We start from the raw sequence: 18866 nt of genomic DNA on the forward strand, positions 1-18866 counted from the left end.
AAAGCATCGAAAAAGGACGTTCTGCCGATTGGCGGAACGTCCTTTTCGTTAGGCGAGAAGCGAGAATCAAGCGTAACGCTCGTCCGTTTCTTCACTATCTTCTTCTTTCAGGTTACTTTCTTCCGATTTCGAGACGATGACGGCACATGCTGCGTCACCTGTGATGTTGACTGCTGTCCGCATCATATCAAGAAGACGATCGACACCGATGATCAACGCAATCCCTTCGACCGGAAGATTAACCGATTGAAGAACCATCGTCAGCATGACGAGACCGACACCCGGTACACCGGCTGTTCCAACTGATGCAAGAACGGCTGTCAAGACGACTGTCGCGAGTTGGCCAGGTGTTAAATCAACAGCATAGACTTGTGCGATGAAGACAGTCGCAACACCCTGCATGATCGCTGTTCCATCCATGTTGATCGTCGCACCGAGTGGCTGGACGAAACTTGAGACGGAGCGTGGAACCTTCAACTCTTTTTGAGCCGTTTGCATCGCAACAGGAAGTGTTGCGTTCGACGAAGATGTCGAGAAAGCAAACAGCATGACAGGTGCAAACTTCTTAAAGAAGAAGAACGGATTCATTTTTCCGAGTAACGAAACAGTCGAACCGTATGTCAATAAAGAATGGACGACTAACGCTAGAACAACGACAAGCATATAGAAGAACATCGCTTTTAACGATTCCCAACCTTGTGAACCGACGGCTGAAGCAATCAAAGCAAATGCTCCAAGTGGTGCCATCTTCATGACGAGCGTGATCAGATACGTCATCAATTCGTTTCCTTGTTCGACGAATGTCCGTAACGTCGAGACCTTTTTACCGAGGAACGTAATTCCGAAACCGATAAAGACACTGAAGACGATGATTTGCAACATATTACCTTCCGCCATCGAGGTGATCGGGTTCGTCGGGAACATACCGACGATTGTATTAATCAAGCTTGTATCGGGAAGACTTCCACTATCATATTCAAGATTATTTGTAGAGAAGCTCCCGAGAGTACCCGGTTTGATCAGTAATGACAAACCGAGAGCAATGACAATCGCAACAGCCGTCGTCGTCATGAAGTAGCCGATTGCCTTTCCGCCGACACGACCGAGCTCTTTTGGATTCCCAAGACCCATGACGCCGAGAGTGATCGAGAAGAAGACGATCGGTACGACGAGCATCTTAATCAAGTTCAGGAAAATTGTCCCGATAGGTTGTAAAGCATATTTATTCAATCCCTCATAAATCGACTTATCCGGTAAGGTTGCAAGAATGATTCCGAGGATCACCCCGAGAATCAATCCCCAGATGATGCGCTTTGCTTCTTTCATAAGTGATGTCACACTCCTTTATTTGATAATTGTCTATATTTTGACACATCATCACCCATTTTGACAAAACATTTTAAAAAATACATGATAACGCTTACAAAAAAGTTTCTGGATTTTGATGCAGGAATGACTAGATTTTGTTGTCAAACGGATGCAACCATGAGAGGATAGAAAGGAACAAAAAGGAACAGCGTAGGATACAGAAAAGTCGCTTGAATCAACTGTTGACCAAATTGTATATTCCTACTATAATGTTGTATGACGTGTCTGACACGTTTCCTTTAGTCGGTAATATCGGAGGGAGGGAAAACTAGTGGAAACTCGTGTACGTAAAAATGAATCACTTGAAGACGCACTTCGTCGCTTCAAACGTGGTGTTTCAAAAGATGGTACGCTTGCTGAAGTTCGTAAACGTAAACACTACGAAAAGCCAAGTGTAAAACGTAAGCTTAAATCGGAGGCTGCGCGTAAGCGTAAGAAGTTCTAACGTTAGAGAGGGTGTATCCTCATGAGTCTTCAGGAGCGTTTGACAGCGGATATGAAAGATGCCATGCGTCTTCGCGAAAAAGATCGTCTTACGACGATTCGCATGGTGAAATCATCGCTGCAAAATGAAACGATCAAACTCGGTAAGCAAGAATTGACGGACGAGGAAGAATTAACGATTCTTTCACGTGAAATGAAGCAGCGCAACGACTCCCTCCGAGAATTCGAAAGCGCTGGTCGTCACGATCTCGTCGAGAAAATTCAAGCAGAGATTGTCGTGCTCGAAGCTTATATGCCAAAACAGCTTTCCGAGGAAGAAGTACAGGAAATCGTCGACGCAGCTATTGCGCAGACGGGTGCCTCTGCTCCTTCGGATATGGGGAAAGTAATGGGTATCGTCATGCCGCAGCTTAAAGGCAAGGCAGACGGTGCTTTAATTAATCGACTCGTCAAACAACGTCTCGCTTAATACAAAAAAGGTGTCCCTCGGGGCACCTTTTTTTGTCGTTCCTGTCACAATTTAAAGTTTCTTCATGAATTCAGAATAGTCATGAAACCTTTTTGTTTTGAAAGCGTATATAATTATAGTAACGAATCAAAGTGCAAAAGAAGCAGCTTCTGACACGAATGAAAAGGGGTGAACGTACGCATGACGTTTAGCTTAGGAATGATTTTGGCGGTCTTCATGATTGGGGTCCTCATGTTACTGGTCGAAATATTCGTCACGGGGTTCGGTATCTTTGGAGTCCTCGGAATCGGTGCTGTCCTTGCTAGTCTGATCATGGCAGGCGCTACAGTTGGTCAAGTAGGTATCGCGATTGGACTTGCTGTGTTTCTCTCACTTGCGGCCGGCTATTGGGCATATCGCAGAATTAAATCAAATCAGTCACTACTGTGGAGAGGTTTGATTTTGACGGATTCGACATCGTCTGAGAAAGGGTATCTCTCTCATCAAGAAAAAGTACAACTGTTAGGACAAGAAGGAGTCAGTTTGACGCCTCTCCGTCCATCAGGAACGATTGAAATCGATGGAAATCGAATCGATGCTGTAACGGAAGGGACCTTCATTCAAGCGGGGGAAACAATCGTCGTAAAAGAAGTGACGCATGGACGCGTTATTGTTAGAGTCCAACATACGAAGGAGGAGTCCCACACATGACACCTGAACTATTGACCGTATTACTCATATCTGGAGGAATTTTGATTTTCCTCGCCATCTTCTTCACACTCGTTCCGATTCCATTGTGGATCAGTTCGCTTGCGGCAGGCGTACGTGTATCGATTTTTACATTAGTCGGGATGCGACTACGTCGAGTTACACCATCTAAAATCGTCAATCCATTGATTAAGGCAGTTAAAGCGGGATTGAACTTGAATACGAACCAACTAGAAAGTCACTTCCTCGCCGGTGGTAACGTTGACCGCGTCGTCAATGCTTTGATTGCAGCACATCGTGCGAATATCGAACTGAGTTTTGAACGCGCAGCAGCAATCGATCTTGCGGGTCGTAACGTACTTGAAGCTGTCCAGATGTCAGTTAACCCGAAAGTCATCGAAACACCATTCATTGCCGGTGTTGCAATGAACGGGATTGAAGTGAAAGCGAAGGCTCGGATCACAGTACGTGCGAACATTGATCGTCTCGTCGGTGGTGCTGGCGAAGAAACCGTCATTGCACGTGTTGGTGAAGGTGTCATCTCAACGATTGGTTCGTGTAATGACCAAAAAGAAGTGCTTGAAAACCCAGAGATGATCTCGCGGACGGTTCTTGCAAAAGGACTCGATTCAGGTACAGCGTTTGAGATTCTCTCGATCGATATTGCAGACATCGATATCGGTAAAAACATCGGTGCGGTTCTGCAAACGGACCAAGCAGAAGCAGATAAGAACATTGCGCAAGCGAAAGCGGAAGAGCGTCGTGCGATGGCGATTGCGAGCGAACAAGAGATGAAATCACGTGTTGAAGAGATGCGTGCGAAAGTCGTCGCTGCTGAAGCTGAAGTACCACTTGCGATCGCTGAAGCGATGCGTGACGGTAACTTTGGTGTCATGGATTATGCGAACTACTTGAACGTGACGGCAGATACAAAAATGCGCCAAGCAATCGGTGGACAATCATCATCAAATGACTCGCAGTAAAGGGTGAGACGGTATGGATATCATATGGGTCGGATTGATGATCGCATTCGGTGTCATCTCCGTCATCTCAAAAGCAGCGGATAAAAAACCGAAGCAGACAAACCGGACTCCTTCAAAGGAGTTTGGTGAATATGTGAAACAAATGGTCGAACAAGTAGATACAGTGCGACAAGAGGCGACACCTCCGCCGGTCGTTCGAAAAAAAGCGCCCGCGAAGAAACAACCGGGAGTGACTCAGACGAAAGTTCGACCGGTTCATGAACGAACAGATTTACAAAAGCAGCTCGATCAACGTCAAAAGAAACATTCGAAAAAAGGGATGTCCTCTTCGACGATTGGTGAAATCAAAGATAGCGTAGCGGATGGTGCCATTGGATCGTCTAGTCGTTCAGCGTCAGCAACGACGATTTCACAGGATGAAATGCGACGTGCCATCGTTTGGAGTGAAGTGCTTGGTGCGCCTGTTTCCAAGCGCAAACGCTAATAGTTGTATAGTGAGTCGATCCTAAGAACCAAGAGGATCGACTCTTTTTCTTTCCTAAATGGTGGAAACGGGTTTTTCTTTCCATCTTTTCGGCGGAAGTGCTAAAGTGGAAGAGATTAGATATGAAGCGATGACAACTTGTTATCCATGACTAGGAGGCCATTCACAACGTGATATTCAATGAAAGAATCCCATTTGCATTTTCGAATTCAGAACAGATTCAAGCATTTGTCGGTCCGAATGACGCAGTCTTACGTACGATGGAAGCAGAACTTGAAGTTCAGCTTACGCATCGTGGAGATGAGCTGTTGGCACAATCCGAACAGGAACAGTCTGTAATCTTAGCTGGACAAGTCGTTGGTGTCTTGAAACAACTTGTTAATCGTGGAGCTGTTTTAACGGAGCGTGACGCGACGAGTGCCATTCAACTCGCGCGTCAAGATCGGGTAGATGAACTTCTAGAACTTTACGACACGGTCATTCATACGAATCATAAAGGAAAACCACTTCGTGCGAAGACGCTTGGTCAAGCGCGCTACGTTCGAGGAATTGATCGCTGTGATTTAACATTCGGTATCGGACCAGCAGGAACCGGTAAAACGTACCTCGCAGTCGTGATGGCGGCAAAAGCACTGAAGGAAGGGCACGTTAAACGACTCGTCCTGACCCGTCCGGCCGTAGAAGCAGGAGAAAACCTTGGATTTCTTCCAGGGGATCTAAAAGAAAAAGTCGATCCATACCTACGTCCCCTGTATGATGCATTGCATGACGTACTTGGTGTCGAACATACGGCACGCTTGCTCGAACGTGGTGTCATTGAAATTGCACCGCTTGCTTATATGCGAGGACGGACGCTTGAACACGCTTTTGTCATTCTCGACGAAGCACAAAACACGACACGTGAACAAATGAAGATGTTTTTGACGCGTCTCGGATTCCATTCGAAGATGATTGTTACGGGCGATTTAACACAAGTCGATCTCCCGCGTGGAAAAACATCTGGTCTGCAAGAAGCTTTGCATCTGCTTGGAAATGTCAAAGGTATCCATTTTGAACATTTTGGTTCAGCTGATGTCGTGCGTCACCCACTTGTCCGAAAAATCGTTGATGCTTACAGTCAAGATTTGACCTAAGCCGTTACGGAAATAGAGGGAAAAGGGGGAGATGATATGCGCAAGGTTGGGGTCTGGGTCGGTCTTTTGACAGTAGTATTCTATCTCGTCGTATCAACGATGATGTATGTCAGTGTTCGACCAGAAGCCTTGTCCGCAGAACCATTCTCAATTGCAGAAGAAGATATCCGGTCACCTTTAACGATTGAAGACCGGACAGCGACGAATCAAATTAAGGAAAATTCGATTGCTGCAATCGAGAGTCAATATACGATCAAGCAAGAGTATGCAGCACAGCAAATTGATAAAGTCGAACAACTTTTTGCTAGTTTATCCGGTATAAAAAAAGCGGATGAAATTAGCAAAATCAAACAGCGACTCCGCGGAACGGAGGCAGCAACTCTTTTAAAGGATGATGAGTTACGCTTGCTCGCGACATCTACCACATCATCCCGAGATACGACGCGAGATGTCGTCATCACAGCGATTGAAGAAGCGATGCGTCAACGCATCTCGTCCGACGGTGGTGAAGTAGCTGAGGCACGTGAGAATGCTCGAACTGATATCGAACGTTCGCCGTTGTCTTTTTCTTTAAAAGCGGTTGCTAAAGCGCTGACCGATCAACTGATCGTAACGAACTATGTTTATGACCCGGAAAAGACGGAGCAGCTCCGAAAACAGACGAGTGATAAAGTCGAACCGGTTATTATTTCTGAGGGAGAAGTGATCGTCAAGCGGGGAGAGGTCATTTCACAAGACGCCTATCGCCAGCTCCAACTCGTCGGTCTGATTTCCGACCGTCAGTCGTTGAAACCGTTACTCGGTGCGATGCTTGTCAGTGCGCTGATGACTGCCTTTTTGTTTGGTTTCATCTATCGTTCGAAATTACGCTACGCTCAGATGGGGCGGATCCGCTTGTTCGGACTCGTCTATCTCGTCGTCAGTCTCCAATTACTCGTCATGTATGGTATGGCATTTTTGGCAGACGATATCAATCCGGCTCTTTACTTACTAACGCCGACAGCGTTTGCTGCGCTCGTTCTACGAAATTTGTTGAATGAACGGATTGCGTTATCGAGTACGCTCTTTACGGCACTCGCCGGAACATTTTTCTATAGTACGAATCAAAACTTCAGCTTTAATGTTGCAATCTATTTATTAGTTGGTGGTTTAGTCGCGACGTTTTTCCTGCGCTCTAGTTTGTCACGGCGTCGTATTTTCATGAGCAGTATTTCGATTGCTGGAGCAAATATCGCGATTTTCTTAGCGTTCGTTTTGTTACGAAGTGGTACGTTTGAACCGCGAGAAACCCTGATTTTAATCGGCTTTGCGATTGCTAGTGGTATCTTGAGTGCCGTTCTTGCGATTGGGTTGTTACCGTTTCTTGAGATGACATTCGGCATCTTAGCGCCGACGCGATTACTTGAACTACTCAATCCAACGCATCCACTGCTGAAAAAGCTTTTGGTCGAAGCGCCTGGAACGTACCATCACAGCATGATGGTCGCAAATTTAGCGGAAACCGCTTGCGAAGCAATCGGGGCAGATGGCTTACTTGCACGAGTCGGAGCTTATTATCATGACTTAGGGAAAACGCGACGACCGCTCTACTTCATTGAAAATCAGCATGGACGTAATCCGCATGATCGACTTCAGCCCGAAGAGTCAGCACGTGTCATCTTGGCACATACGGAGGACGGTGTTGAACTGCTCGAAGACGCAAAACTTCCTGCAGCAATCATCGATATTTGTCGTCAGCATCATGGCACCTCTCTGCTTCGGTACTTTTATGTCAAGGCAGCAGAACAGGGTGAGGTCGATGAAGAGACATTCCGTTATACGGGACCAAAACCACAAACGCGTGAAGCAGCGGTCATCATGATCGTCGACTCAATTGAGGCGGCTGTTCGTTCGATGAAAGCTCCTTCGGAAGAAGGAATTCGGGACTTGGTCGCGAAAATCATTCGTGAAAAGATGATGGATGATCAGTTTGCGGAATGTGACATTACGACGCGTGAGATTTACCGTGTCGGTGAGAGTGCGTGCCATACCTTATCCGGTTTGTTCCATGAACGAATCGAGTATCCAGAATTAAAGAAAGAGGCAACGACATGAATATTTATATGACAGATGAAAACAATCGTCTAACGGAAAAGCAGCAACAACTTGTCGAATCGATTTTAATCTATACAGCGCAACAAGAAGAAGTCGATCCAAATAGTGAGTTGTCCGTAACCTTCGTCTCAAACGATGAGATTCAAGAAATCAACCGTGAATGGCGTGGGAAAGATCAGGCGACAGATGTCATCTCCTTCGCAATGGAAGAACTCGGAGAAGATGAGATTGACTTTGGATTACTTGAAGATGAACCAATCGTCCTTGGAGACTTGATCATCTCGGTTGAACGGTGTCGCGAACAAGCAGCTGAATACGGGAATCATTTCGAGCGAGAACTCGGTTTCCTTGCCGTTCATGGGTTCCTCCATTTACTCGGTTATGATCACATTGAAAAAGCAGACGAGGAAGTCATGACGAAGCGACAGGAGGAGATCCTGCACCACTTCGAGTTATTCCGAGGCACATTGTGAAGAGTTGGTGGCAACCATTTCGGCATGCTATAGATGGCTTGTTTCAATCGATTCGAGAAGAACGACATATGAAAGTTCATGTTATCATTGGCGGCATCGTCTTACTGGTCGCCTTTTTACTGCCGTTGACTGCTGTTGAACGGGCGATTCTATTCTTGACGGTCGGCATGGTCATCAGTGCTGAGATGTTCAACACAGCGTTTGAGCGTATCGTTGATCTCGTGACGCAGGAGTGGCATCCGCTCGCAAAAGCAGTCAAAGACATCGCAAGTGGAGCCGTTCTTGTGTTGGCGCTTACATCTATTGCAATTGCACTATGCATCTTCATCCCATATTTGGTACAATAAGAATCCGGCCTTTTTGGCCAATACCGTTCCTAAAAAGGGGAAAATGAACATGAAAACAGAACAATTACTCGAACAAGCTAAACGTGCACGCGAAAAAGCGTATGTTCCATATTCGAAATTTCAAGTCGGTGCTGCTCTACTAACGAAGGACGGACAAGTCTTCCATGGCTGTAATATTGAAAACGCCGCATATGGTCTTTGTAACTGCGCAGAACGGACAGCTATCTTCTCAGCATGGGCACAGGATGCGCGCGAGTATGCAGCGATGGCTGTCGTTGCCGACACGGAAGGACCGGTCGCACCATGCGGACAATGTCGCCAAGTGTTATCTGAAATGTGCGATGCGGATATGCCAATTTATTTGACGAACCTCAAAGGAGACGTCACTGAAACAACAGTGGGCGCCCTCTTACCAGGAGCATTCACGAAAGGGGATTTACATGTTTAAAGAAGGATTCAAATCGGGCTTCGTCTCGATCATCGGACGCCCGAACGTCGGAAAATCGACATTCCTCAACCGTGTCATCGGACAAAAGATTGCCATCATGTCTGATAAACCACAAACGACGCGCAACAAAATTCAAGGTGTCTACACGACGGAAGACGTTCAAACGATTTTCATTGATACACCGGGCATCCACAAGCCAAAACACAAGCTCGGCGATTTCATGATGAAGGTCGCGACGAACGCTTTACGTGAAGTCGATGCGATTTTGTTCATGGTCAATGTGACGGAACCAAAAGGAAAAGGTGACGACTTCATCATTGAAAAACTGAAGGAACTCGATACACCGATCATTCTCGTCATGAATAAGGTTGACTTGATTCATCCGAATGATATTCCGCCAATCATCGAGTCATATAAAAATGAACTCGAGTTCGCGGCAGTCGTTCCGATCTCGGCGCTTCAAGGTAACAATGTCGGACCATTACTTGAAGAAATCGCGAAGATCTTACCAGAAGGACCGATGTATTATCCAGCGGATCAAGTGACCGATCACCCGGAACGTTTCATCATCTCGGAAATGATCCGCGAAAAAGTCTTGCAAAAGACACGTGATGAAGTACCGCACTCGATCGCGGTCGCGATTGATCAAATCAAGACGCGTGAGAACGGGAACATGGTCGATGTCCATGCGACGATCTTAATTGAACGGGATTCCCAAAAAGGAATCATCATCGGAAAACGCGGAGCACTTCTAAAAGAAATCGGCTCTGAAGCACGAACGGACATCGAGATGTTACTCGGGACGAAAGTCTACCTGAACTTGTGGGTCAAAGTCCAAAAGGATTGGCGCAACAAGGCAGGTCAATTGCGTGAACTCGGCTTCCGCGATGACGAGTATTAAGCGATGATCGATAAGGCGGAAGGGCTTGTATTACGAACGGTCGTATATGGTGAATCGAATAAGATCGTCACGCTACTGACACGTGAATTCGGCAAGCTCGCCGTCATGGCACGTGGAGCGAAAAAGCCGGGCAGCCGCTTTAACGCGGCGAGCCAGCCTTTCGTCCGAGGCGTCTATATCTATCCACGGTCACGAGGTCTCGGTCAGTTGAAATCGGCAGATGTTATCACGAGCCATGCGCATATCCGGCAAGATGTCGTCTTGATGGCATATGCGATGTATCTGCTTGAGCTTGCGGACAAAGCGCTCGATGAACGAGTGCCACAACCGGCGCTGTATGATTTATTCGTCGAAGGGCTAGAGGCGATGGATGACGGACTCGATCCAGACGTCGTTTCCTTCATCATCGAGTTACGTCTGTTGCGCCATCTAGGGATTGCTCCTCACTTAAATGGATGTACGATCTGCGGGAGTGCTGAAGCACCTTTCGCTTTTTCGCTGCACCACGGGGGGCTACTCTGTCGCCGGCATCGCCATGAGGATGAACACGCTATTTTCATGTCAGAAGCAGTCGCGAAGATGCTCTATGTGTTTTCCGTCTACGATTTTTCACGAATCGGTACCGTGACGGTGAAGCCAGAAACGAAGCGTCTATTGCGTCAAATCATGGATGCCTATATGGAGCGCTACAGTGGGTTACGTCTGCGTTCAAAACGCGTCCTCGACCAGTTGATTGATTTCGGCAACGATTGACAGCAACAAGCGGGTTCGGTAGAATGAATGCGGAAGAAGCAACTAAATGAACACGATGACGAAAAGGAGTACCGTCTTTTTCTCAATCAAGCGATTCCAGGGTGGTGTGAGCTGGAAGTGAGAGGGGCGCGAACGGCGTTTCGGAGTGTTCTTTGTCAAAAAGAGTGGCATGCGATGCATGCAAGTAGGGTGGAACCGCGGGCTTGTCTCGTCCCTATGTGCAACGATTGTTGTACATAGGGGCGTTTTTTGCGTTCCCTAATCATTTTGGAGGTGAAAGTCGTGAAGATGACAGTACAAGACATGATCTTGACATTACAAAAATTTTGGGCAGAACAAGGCTGCTTGACAATGCAAGCATACGACGTAGAAAAAGGAGCCGGTACGATGAATCCGATGACGTTCTTACGGAGTCTCGGACCAGAACCATGGAACGTCTGTTATACAGAACCATCACGTCGTCCGGCGGATGGTCGTTACGGAGAAAATCCGAACCGCCTGTACCAACATCATCAATTCCAAGTCATCATGAAACCATCGCCTGATAACATTCAGGAATTATACTTACAAAGTCTCGAGTTACTCGGCATCAACCCACTCGAACACGATATTCGTTTCGTAGAAGATAACTGGGAGAACCCAACGTTCGGTGCTGCTGGTCTCGGCTGGGAAGTGTGGCTGAACGGAATGGAAATCACGCAGTTCACGTACTTCCAACAAGTCGGTGGAATCGAGTGTAATCCAATCGCAGTAGAGATCACTTACGGAATTGAACGTCTCGCTTCGTACATTCAAGATGTCGAGAGTGTGTTTGATCTTGTTTGGACAGATGGTTTCAAATACGGTGATATCTTCTATCAACCAGAATTTGAACACTCGAAGTATACGTTTGAAACATCAGATGTCGCCTTGCTCTTTACGTTATTCGATCAATACGAAAAAGAAGCGAATCGTGCTTTGGATGAGAACCTCGTTTTCCCAGCATATGATTACATCTTGAAATGTTCACATACCTTTAATCTCCTCGACGCAAAAGGAGCAATCTCTGTTACGGAACGAACAGGATTCATTCATCGTGTCCGAAACATGTCGCGTCGTTGTGCGCAAAGTTTCATCGAAGAACGGGAGCGTCTTGGCTTCCCATTGATCAAGTCGAAAGCAGGTGAGTCACATGCATGAATTATTACTTGAAATCGGTTTAGAAGAGATGCCGGCTCGATTCGTCCTTCAATCGGAAACACAACTCAAGGAGCGCGTGACGCGTTTCCTCGGAGAAGCTCGGATTGAGTTCGCAAGCGTCGAATCATTCTCGACGCCACGCCGTCTAGCGGTTTACGTCAAAGGTATCGCAGCACGTCAAAGTGACCTCGAAGAGACACTAAAAGGACCAGCAAAACGCATCGCAATGGATGAAGCAGGGAACTGGACGAAAGCAGCAGAAGGATTTGCACGCGGTAAAGGATTAACGACGGACGATCTCTTCCTTGGGGAAGAAAAAGGAGTCGAATACCTCTATGCGACGCGTAAGGAAGTCGGACAAGCGACAGCCGATCTACTTCCTGGGCTAAAACAAGTCGTTGAAGCGATGACATTCCCGAAAAACATGCGCTGGAGCACACAATCACTGCGTTATATGCGTCCGATTCGTTGGTTGATCGCCTTGCTTGATGATCAAGTCATCCCGTTTGAAGTCGCATCTGTTGAGACAGGGCGGACGTCACGTGGACATCGTTTCCTCGGGCAAGATATCACGATTCTGCGTCCAAACGCCTATGTCGAAGCGCTTGCTGGAGAAAACGTCATCGTTAGTTACGAAGCACGTCGCCAGTTGATTGAAGAACAAATCGAAGCACTTGCAGCACGTGAGCAATTCGAAGTGCCAATCGATGCCTCTTTACTTGAAGAAGTCACGAACCTCGTCGAGTATCCGACAGCCTTGTTTGGCGCATTCGATGAAGCATATCTTGAGTTACCAGAAGAAGTTTTGATCACGACGATGAAAGAACACCAACGCTACTTCCCGGTCAAACGCAACGATACGTTGCTTAACTACTTCGTAACGGTACGAAACGGAAATGCGACGCACATTGAAAACGTCGCACGCGGAAACGAAAAAGTCATCCGTGCCCGTTTGGCAGATGCACAGTTCTTCTATGAAGAAGATAAAAAAGCAGACATCGATGAACAAGCGAAACGTCTTGATAAAATCGTCTTCCATGAAAAATTAGGAACAACAGGTGAAAAAGTCCGTCGCGTGCGTCAGATGGCACTCGCACTTGCCGATCGTGTCGGGGCAGATAAAACACGTGTCGAACGAGCAGGACAAATCTATAAATTCGACCTCGTCAGCCAAATGGTCTATGAATTTACGGAATTACAGGGGCTGATGGGTGAGCGTTATGCGAACATGAAAAACGAGGACTCGGAAGTCGCTGCTGCGATTCGGGAACACTACATGCCACGCTTCGCGGGTGATGCAAGTCCGGAAACGCCAACTGGAACGCTTTATGCAATTCTCGATAAAATGGATAGCGTCGCTGGATTCTTTGGTGTTGGCATGATTCCAAGTGGATCAGCGGATCCATATGCATTACGTCGTCAAGCACAAGGGATCGTTCAGATTTTATCAGATCGTAAGTTGAACCTAACCTTAACTGAACTGATTGCCTTCGTCGTTTCAGAACAGGTGGCAGCAGGTCTTTATGCGAAGGATGCCGAAGAAGTTCAAGCGGCACTACAAGATTTCTTTGCCCAACGCTTGAAGTACCGTCTATCGGAAATGAACTTCCGTCATGATGTCGTCGAAGCCGCTCTTGATCATACGTTAACGGTCGAAGCGAATGAACAGCGTGCTGCAATGCTTGAAGACGCGACGAAAAAAGAGTCATTCAAGAAAACGGTCGAACAACTAAGTCGTGTCTTGAACATCTCGAAAAAGGCAGAGCATGTAACAGCTGTCGATCCAGCGCTCTTTGAAAATGATGCAGAACGTGCGTTGCATGAGGCAATCGAGAAGGCGTTACCAGAAGTCGATCAAGCCATCGCTACACTCGACTACGAACGAGCACTGACAGCGCTCGAGACAACTGTTCCGTCGATCACGGCATACTTTGACGGTACGATGATCATGACGGACGACGAAACGGTCCGTACGAACCGTCTTAACGAAATGAAACGATTTGCGGAAGCCATCGAATCAGTCGCTCGGTTCAATGCACTTACTTTAGCGTAAAGAAAAAGGACGGATGAGCCGATGAAGTTAAATGAACGGCAAAAAAAGATACTCCAAATCGTTAAAGAGAATGGTCCAATCACGGGAGAGCAAATTGCTGCAGCGCTCTCCCTGACACGGGCGACGCTCCGACCCGATTTGTCTATTTTAACGATGACCGGCATGTTAGAAGCACGTCCACGCGTCGGCTATATGTACGTTGGGAAGAAAAATGCTTCCATGCTTCACGAGAAACTCGACACCTTGACCGTCGGGGAATTCATGTCGTCGGCAAAGGTCATTCATGAAGGGATGACCGTGTACGATGCGATCGTCCACTTATTCTTAGAAGATGTCGGTTCCCTTTTCGTCGTCAGTAAGGATCACGCTTTAGTCGGTGTCTTGTCACGTAAGGATTTTCTACGTGCAGCAATCGGTAATCAAGAACTCGACTCGTTACCTGTCAATATCATCATGACACGGATGCCGAATTTAACGGTTTGTGAGAAGTCGGAGACGTTGATTGGTGCTGGTATGAAATTGATTGAAAAGCAGATTGATTCAATGCCTGTCGTCGAAGAAGAGAACGGAGTCTTAAAAGTCGTTGGTCGAATGACGAAAACGAATATGACGAAAGTATTGGTCGCTTTAGCACGTGATGAAGAAATTTAAGGAGGGTTCCTGATGCGTCAACGGATTTATGTCGTGAGTGACTCTGTCGGAGAGACGTGTGAGCTCGTCGTCCGCGCAGCCGCTATCCAGTTCCCGGAGCAAGCCATCGAAACAGTCCGAGTCCCGTTCGTCGACGATGATCAAGTCATTTATGACTTGGTCCTCCACGCCAAGGAAGAGCAAGCGACGATCGCCTTTACGATCGTCCATGCGACGCATCGACGTCTGCTTGCAGATACAGCGCGTGCGCACGGTGTAAAAGCAATCGATCTTCTTGGTCCATTGCTCGATACGATGGAAGATCGTTTGCAGATGCAACCGAAGGAAGAACCGGGATTGATCTATCGCTTGGATGAGGAGTATTTCCGGAAAATCGAAGCGGTCGAATTTGCTGTCAAATATGACGATGGACGTGATCCAAAAGGCATCAAACGGGCGGATATCGTCTTGATCGGGGTATCGCGTACATCAAAAACGCCACTCTCACAGTATCTGGCCTTGAAACGATATAAAGTAGCAAACGTGCCACTCGTACCCGAATCGATCCCACCGGAAGAGTTGTTCGATATTCCAAAAGAAAAGTGTTTTGGATTACTCATCTCTCCTGAAAAGTTGATTGATATTCGCATGGAGCGATTGCGTTCTTTAGGACTCAAGCCAGAAGCGGCCTATGCGCAGATGGACCGAATCAACCGTGAACTCGAATATGCACGTAACTTATACGAACGAATCGGATGCCAAGTCATCGACGTGACGAATAAGGCAGTCGAGGAAACAGCAAACCTAATATTGACCGGAATTTCCGGGAAGGCGCATGACTAGTCAAGCAGTCAGGAACATAGTATACTTGTTTAGCTGATAAATGAGATAATGCCCTTTTTCTAATGAAACGGAACGAGTCATCGTTCCGTTTCATTGCGGGTATGGTCATGTAAGGATAAGTTCTCAAGGAAAGGGGAGAGGACGGAATGAAGCGAATTCCTGATGAGGTCGTCGATCAGGTCCGCCAAGCTACGGACATCGTCGAATTGATTTCAGAACGTGTAGAATTAAAAAAACAAGGGAATCGATATTCAGGGCTTTGCCCGTTTCATTCTGAGAAATCACCTTCCTTTTCTGTTTCTCCTGATAAAGGGATGTACTACTGTTTTGGATGTGGTGCAGGAGGAAATGCCATCACTTTTGTCATGGAAACAGAAGGAATGAGTTTCAAAGAAGCCGTCTCCAAATTAGCAGACCGTAGCGACGTCACACTTCCTGAACTGGAGCCGGACCGATTCGAACAGTCGGAATCGACACCAGAACAAGAAAAGAAGTTCCGGATGCGCGAAGCGCATCGGATCGTCACTGAGTTATATCATGAAGTGTTGATTCAAACGGAAGCGGGTGACGCGGGACGAATCTATTTAGAGAATCGTGGTATCCGGGAAGGTGCGATGCGCGAGTTCCGACTTGGTTATGCACCGGATCAAGACCGCTTTACTGTAGATTCGTTGACGCGTCGAGGGTTTGATCTAGATGAGATGGTCGAAGCGGGATTGATTTCAATCGGACGCGATGGCGATTATCGAGATCGATTCAATGGTCGAGTCGTATTCCCTATCTCTGATCGTGATGGCACGATTGTCGGATTTAGTGGACGATCGATTGATGGTCGTGATCCGAAATATGTCAATACAGCCGAAACACCTTTGTTCAATAAAAGTGAACTGTTATTCGGATTCGCCCAAGCACGAGGAGCAATGCGTAAAATCAAGCAAGTTGTCCTCGTTGAGGGGAATCTTGATGTTGTGCGTGTCGCTCAAGCGGGTATACCTTATACGGTAGCTTCTTTAGGAACATCCTTAACACCTGTTCACGCACAAAATTTAGCGCGGATCGTCGATGAAGTCATAATTTGTTATGACGGAGACAAAGCAGGACGCGCTGCGACGCTAAAAGCCTTACAGTTGCTCGAAGCAGTTGCCGTCGACTGTTCCGTCATCCGTTTACCGGATGGTGAAGACCCTGACTCCTTCATTGGAAATCAGGGAGAAGAGACGTTTTTACAATGGATCGAACAAGAACGGGTTTCAAGTCTTGAATTCAAATCTTTTTATTTTCGACAAGGAAAAAACTTGCGATTAGAAGGAGAACGCGTTCGATATATTGAAACTATGCTTGAAGAGATTGGTCGAACATCCAATCCGTTGTTACGGGACATTTATCTAGGGAAACTTTCCGAGGAATTCAAACTTTCGAAAGACTCCTTGATTGCACAAGTGCGTCCAACCGTTCAACAACCGAAGAGAGAACAAATCGTTTCCGATCGCCCAGCTGCTGTACCGACAGCACCTCCTGATCGAACTTTTGCGAACTGGAAAAAGGCAGAACGCTTCTTGCTTGCCTACATGATCCGTTCAGAAGAAGTCAGTCTTGAAGTGCGAGAGCAACTAGGTGTCCAATTCAATGATCCGGCACACCAATTGATTGCCGGCAAGTTATATGAATTTTACGGGACAGGTACGCAAGGAAGTCCAGATCGTTTTTTGACGATGTTGCACGATGCCTCCTTGCAACGAATCGTAGCAGATTTAGAGTTCATGTTGATGCCTGAATATGATCCTGATTTGCTCAGTCATTACATTCGTGCCGTCCAAAATGAACAGCAACGTCGATTGTTAGAAGAAGAAAAGTCACGATTGAATCAACAAACAGATATCCGTGCCCAAGCGGAACTGATGCAGGCGATCATAGAACGGAAGCGTCGTTTAAAAGATCGATGACCTGCTGCATGATGTGGAAGGAGTGTATGGTTCGATGGCAGAAAAAGCAAGATCAGAAGCTGAATTACTCCGTCTCGCGAAAGAGGAACTCATCGCGCTCGGACATAAGAATGGTGAATTGTCACACCAAAAAATCGAAGACAAGCTGAGTTCGTTCGAATCGATGGATGCTCAGCAATTTGAGGAATTCCTACAGTTGCTGGAAACGGAAGGCATTAAAGTCAACAATGACGGTACAGGAGACGAAAAAGAAGAGGCAGATCTAAACGATTTGTCAGTTCCTCCTGGTGTCAAAATCAATGACCCTGTCCGGATGTATCTAAAAGAAATCGGACGCGTAGATTTGTTGAATGCAGAAGACGAAGTTGAACTCGCGAAACGAATCGAACAAAACGATGAGGAAGCGAAAAAACGTCTAGCAGAAGCAAACTTACGTCTCGTTGTTTCGATTGCGAAACGTTATGTCGGACGCGGTATGTTGTTCCTAGACTTGATTCAAGAAGGGAACATGGGTCTGATTAAGGCGGTCGAGAAGTTCGACTATACGAAGGGTTATAAATTCTCGACGTATGCAACATGGTGGATTCGTCAAGCGATTACACGTGCGATTGCTGACCAAGCGCGTACAATTCGAATTCCAGTTCACATGGTTGAAACGATCAATAAATTGATTCGTGTTCAGCGTCAACTCTTGCAAGATCTCGGACGTGAACCATCACCGGAAGAGATTTCAAAAGAGATGGAGATCACACCAGAAAAAGTCCGTGAAATCTTGAAAATTGCTCAAGAACCGGTTTCACTTGAAACGCCAATCGGGGAAGAGGACGATTCACACCTCGGAGATTTCATCGAGGATCAAGATGCGACGGCACCACAAGATGCCGCTGCATACGAGCTCTTAAAAGAGCAGCTCGAAGATGTCCTCGATACGTTGACGGATCGTGAAGAAAACGTTCTTCGTCTTCGTTTCGGACTTGACGATGGTCGGACGCGGACACTTGAAGAAGTCGGGAAAGTATTTGGCGTTACACGTGAGCGTATTCGTCAAATCGAAGCCAAGGCACTTCGGAAATTGCGTCATCCAAGTCGTTCAAAACGCTTGAAAGATTTCCTCGATTAATTCAAAGTGTGAAGAATATATGAAATTTTAGTGGGAAGGAAGAAAAAAGTTTCGTTTTTTTCTTCCTTCCCTGTTTTTTTTACAGTAGAATAGTAACGGGGAATACCATTCAGTCACCAACTTGGTTGGGTATAGAATATGGGGGGAATCCAAATGCGTAATCCATTAGTACCGTTCGCGGCGATCGCAGTCATCGCCATCATCGCTATGATTTCATTGTCTTACTTTGGGGTCGATCAGGTGAAGGAAGCTCGTAAAGGGCCGTCAACTGCAGAAATGAAGCCAGAAGACTTGTTTGCATCTAAAGGATGTACAGGATGTCACGGCGGAAACTTAGAAGGCGGAACAGGTCCGAACTTAACAAAGATCGGTGCGAAGCTGAAAGAAGAAGAAATTAAAGACATCGCAATGAACGGTAAAGGGCAAATGCCTGGCGGTCTTGCGAATGATGAAGAAGCAGCTGTTCTAGCCAAATGGTTAGCTGCTAAGAAATAAGAACAAGGGCATCTATCTC

20 protein-coding genes are annotated in these 18866 nt (G+C 46.7%); 19 read left to right on the forward strand and 1 reads right to left on the reverse strand.

Features of this window, described 5'->3' with window-relative positions; genetic code table 11:
* Positions 1–66 precede the first annotated feature (66 nt).
* Positions 67–1326 carry a dicarboxylate/amino acid:cation symporter gene (locus K6T22_RS04460; protein WP_238239120.1) on the reverse strand — a complete coding sequence of 420 codons (1260 nt, stop codon included), beginning with the start codon at positions 1324–1326 and terminating at the stop codon, positions 67–69.
* Positions 1327–1639: 313 nt separating this feature from the next.
* Here K6T22_RS04460 and rpsU point away from each other — a divergent pair, with 313 nt between their 5' ends.
* From rpsU to cccA, 19 genes are all read left to right on the forward strand, one after another.
* Entirely contained in the window at positions 1640–1813 is a 174-nt protein-coding gene (rpsU, locus tag K6T22_RS04465; protein ID WP_012369719.1) for a 30S ribosomal protein S21, read from the forward strand.
* Positions 1814–1834: 21 nt separating this feature from the next.
* On the forward strand, positions 1835–2281 hold the full coding sequence (locus K6T22_RS04470) for a GatB/YqeY domain-containing protein (RefSeq protein WP_238239121.1): 447 nt from the start codon (positions 1835–1837) through the stop codon (positions 2279–2281).
* Between the two features lie 180 nt (positions 2282–2461).
* Positions 2462–2971, forward strand: coding sequence for an NfeD family protein (locus K6T22_RS04475; RefSeq protein WP_238239123.1), 510 nt, complete (start codon positions 2462–2464; stop codon positions 2969–2971).
* Entirely contained in the window at positions 2968–3951 is a 984-nt protein-coding gene (floA, locus tag K6T22_RS04480) for a flotillin-like protein FloA (RefSeq protein WP_053452740.1), read from the forward strand. Before K6T22_RS04475 ends, floA begins: the two co-directional genes overlap by 4 nt.
* A gap of 13 nt (positions 3952–3964) precedes the next feature.
* The gene (locus tag K6T22_RS04485) at positions 3965–4435 is read left to right on the forward strand and encodes a hypothetical protein (RefSeq protein WP_238239125.1); all 471 of its coding nucleotides are present in this window, start codon (positions 3965–3967) and stop codon (positions 4433–4435) included.
* Between the two features lie 170 nt (positions 4436–4605).
* Positions 4606–5568: a PhoH family protein gene (locus K6T22_RS04490; protein ID WP_053452742.1), complete on the forward strand. Its 963-nt coding sequence runs from the start codon at positions 4606–4608 to the stop codon at positions 5566–5568.
* A 36-nt stretch (positions 5569–5604) separates the two neighbouring features.
* Entirely contained in the window at positions 5605–7662 is a 2058-nt protein-coding gene (locus tag K6T22_RS04495; protein ID WP_238239126.1) for an HD family phosphohydrolase, read from the forward strand.
* Positions 7659–8135, forward strand: a complete 477-nt coding sequence (gene ybeY / locus K6T22_RS04500; RefSeq protein WP_238239127.1) for an rRNA maturation RNase YbeY — start codon at positions 7659–7661, stop codon at positions 8133–8135. Before K6T22_RS04495 ends, ybeY begins: the two co-directional genes overlap by 4 nt.
* Positions 8132–8482: a diacylglycerol kinase family protein gene (locus tag K6T22_RS04505; RefSeq protein ID WP_283205700.1), complete on the forward strand. Its 351-nt coding sequence runs from the start codon at positions 8132–8134 to the stop codon at positions 8480–8482. The genes ybeY and K6T22_RS04505 overlap by 4 nt, the downstream gene beginning before the upstream one ends.
* A 49-nt stretch (positions 8483–8531) precedes the next feature.
* The gene (locus tag K6T22_RS04510) at positions 8532–8930 is read left to right on the forward strand and encodes a cytidine deaminase (protein WP_023467498.1); all 399 of its coding nucleotides are present in this window, start codon (positions 8532–8534) and stop codon (positions 8928–8930) included.
* Entirely contained in the window at positions 8923–9831 is a 909-nt protein-coding gene (gene era, locus K6T22_RS04515) for a GTPase Era (protein WP_023467500.1), read from the forward strand. The genes K6T22_RS04510 and era overlap by 8 nt, the downstream gene beginning before the upstream one ends.
* Before the next feature lie 3 nt (positions 9832–9834).
* Positions 9835–10584, forward strand: a complete 750-nt coding sequence (recO, locus tag K6T22_RS04520; protein WP_238239129.1) for a DNA repair protein RecO — start codon at positions 9835–9837, stop codon at positions 10582–10584.
* Positions 10585–10872: 288 nt separating this feature from the next.
* Positions 10873–11763 carry a glycine--tRNA ligase subunit alpha gene (gene glyQ, locus K6T22_RS04525; protein ID WP_029341034.1) on the forward strand — a complete coding sequence of 297 codons (891 nt, stop codon included), beginning with the start codon at positions 10873–10875 and terminating at the stop codon, positions 11761–11763.
* A complete protein-coding gene (gene glyS, locus K6T22_RS04530; protein WP_238239130.1) occupies positions 11756–13816 on the forward strand; it encodes a glycine--tRNA ligase subunit beta in 2061 nt (686 codons plus the stop codon). The genes glyQ and glyS overlap by 8 nt, the downstream gene beginning before the upstream one ends.
* Positions 13817–13837: 21 nt before the next feature.
* Positions 13838–14467 carry a transcriptional regulator CcpN gene (locus K6T22_RS04535; RefSeq protein WP_029341036.1) on the forward strand — a complete coding sequence of 210 codons (630 nt, stop codon included), beginning with the start codon at positions 13838–13840 and terminating at the stop codon, positions 14465–14467.
* A gap of 12 nt (positions 14468–14479) precedes the next feature.
* Complete coding sequence (locus K6T22_RS04540; RefSeq protein ID WP_053452749.1) at positions 14480–15289, forward strand: pyruvate, water dikinase regulatory protein; 810 nt, start codon at positions 14480–14482, stop codon at positions 15287–15289.
* Between the two features lie 146 nt (positions 15290–15435).
* Positions 15436–17232: a DNA primase gene (gene dnaG / locus K6T22_RS04545; protein WP_238239131.1), complete on the forward strand. Its 1797-nt coding sequence runs from the start codon at positions 15436–15438 to the stop codon at positions 17230–17232.
* A gap of 34 nt (positions 17233–17266) precedes the next feature.
* Positions 17267–18352, forward strand: coding sequence for an RNA polymerase sigma factor RpoD (gene rpoD / locus K6T22_RS04550; protein WP_023467512.1), 1086 nt, complete (start codon positions 17267–17269; stop codon positions 18350–18352).
* A 153-nt stretch (positions 18353–18505) separates the two neighbouring features.
* Positions 18506–18847 carry a cytochrome c550 gene (cccA, locus tag K6T22_RS04555; protein ID WP_238239132.1) on the forward strand — a complete coding sequence of 114 codons (342 nt, stop codon included), beginning with the start codon at positions 18506–18508 and terminating at the stop codon, positions 18845–18847.
* Positions 18848–18866: the final 19 nt, after the last annotated feature.

Origin of the sequence: Exiguobacterium acetylicum, assembly GCF_022170825.1 — a bacterium.
In the GTDB taxonomy this organism is placed as follows: Bacteria; Bacillota; Bacilli; order Exiguobacteriales; family Exiguobacteriaceae; genus Exiguobacterium_A; species Exiguobacterium_A acetylicum_B.

Coding starts and splice junctions, on each gene's coding strand:
- K6T22_RS04540 (WP_053452749.1), top strand. CDS start 14,480: ATGCGTCAACGGATTTATGTCGTGAGTGACTCTGTCGGAGAGACGTGT.
- cccA (WP_238239132.1), top strand. CDS start 18,506: ATGCGTAATCCATTAGTACCGTTCGCGGCGATCGCAGTCATCGCCATC.
- dnaG (WP_238239131.1), top strand. CDS start 15,436: ATGAAGCGAATTCCTGATGAGGTCGTCGATCAGGTCCGCCAAGCTACG.
- K6T22_RS04495 (WP_238239126.1), top strand. CDS start 5,605: ATGCGCAAGGTTGGGGTCTGGGTCGGTCTTTTGACAGTAGTATTCTAT.
- K6T22_RS04470 (WP_238239121.1), top strand. CDS start 1,835: ATGAGTCTTCAGGAGCGTTTGACAGCGGATATGAAAGATGCCATGCGT.
- era (WP_023467500.1), top strand. CDS start 8,923: ATGTTTAAAGAAGGATTCAAATCGGGCTTCGTCTCGATCATCGGACGC.
- K6T22_RS04510 (WP_023467498.1), top strand. CDS start 8,532: ATGAAAACAGAACAATTACTCGAACAAGCTAAACGTGCACGCGAAAAA.
- glyS (WP_238239130.1), top strand. CDS start 11,756: ATGCATGAATTATTACTTGAAATCGGTTTAGAAGAGATGCCGGCTCGA.
- glyQ (WP_029341034.1), top strand. CDS start 10,873: ATGACAGTACAAGACATGATCTTGACATTACAAAAATTTTGGGCAGAA.
- recO (WP_238239129.1), top strand. CDS start 9,835: ATGATCGATAAGGCGGAAGGGCTTGTATTACGAACGGTCGTATATGGT.
- rpoD (WP_023467512.1), top strand. CDS start 17,267: ATGGCAGAAAAAGCAAGATCAGAAGCTGAATTACTCCGTCTCGCGAAA.
- K6T22_RS04460 (WP_238239120.1), bottom strand. CDS start 1,326: ATGAAAGAAGCAAAGCGCATCATCTGGGGATTGATTCTCGGGGTGATC.
- floA (WP_053452740.1), top strand. CDS start 2,968: ATGACACCTGAACTATTGACCGTATTACTCATATCTGGAGGAATTTTG.
- K6T22_RS04485 (WP_238239125.1), top strand. CDS start 3,965: ATGGATATCATATGGGTCGGATTGATGATCGCATTCGGTGTCATCTCC.
- K6T22_RS04535 (WP_029341036.1), top strand. CDS start 13,838: ATGAAGTTAAATGAACGGCAAAAAAAGATACTCCAAATCGTTAAAGAG.
- ybeY (WP_238239127.1), top strand. CDS start 7,659: ATGAATATTTATATGACAGATGAAAACAATCGTCTAACGGAAAAGCAG.
- K6T22_RS04475 (WP_238239123.1), top strand. CDS start 2,462: ATGACGTTTAGCTTAGGAATGATTTTGGCGGTCTTCATGATTGGGGTC.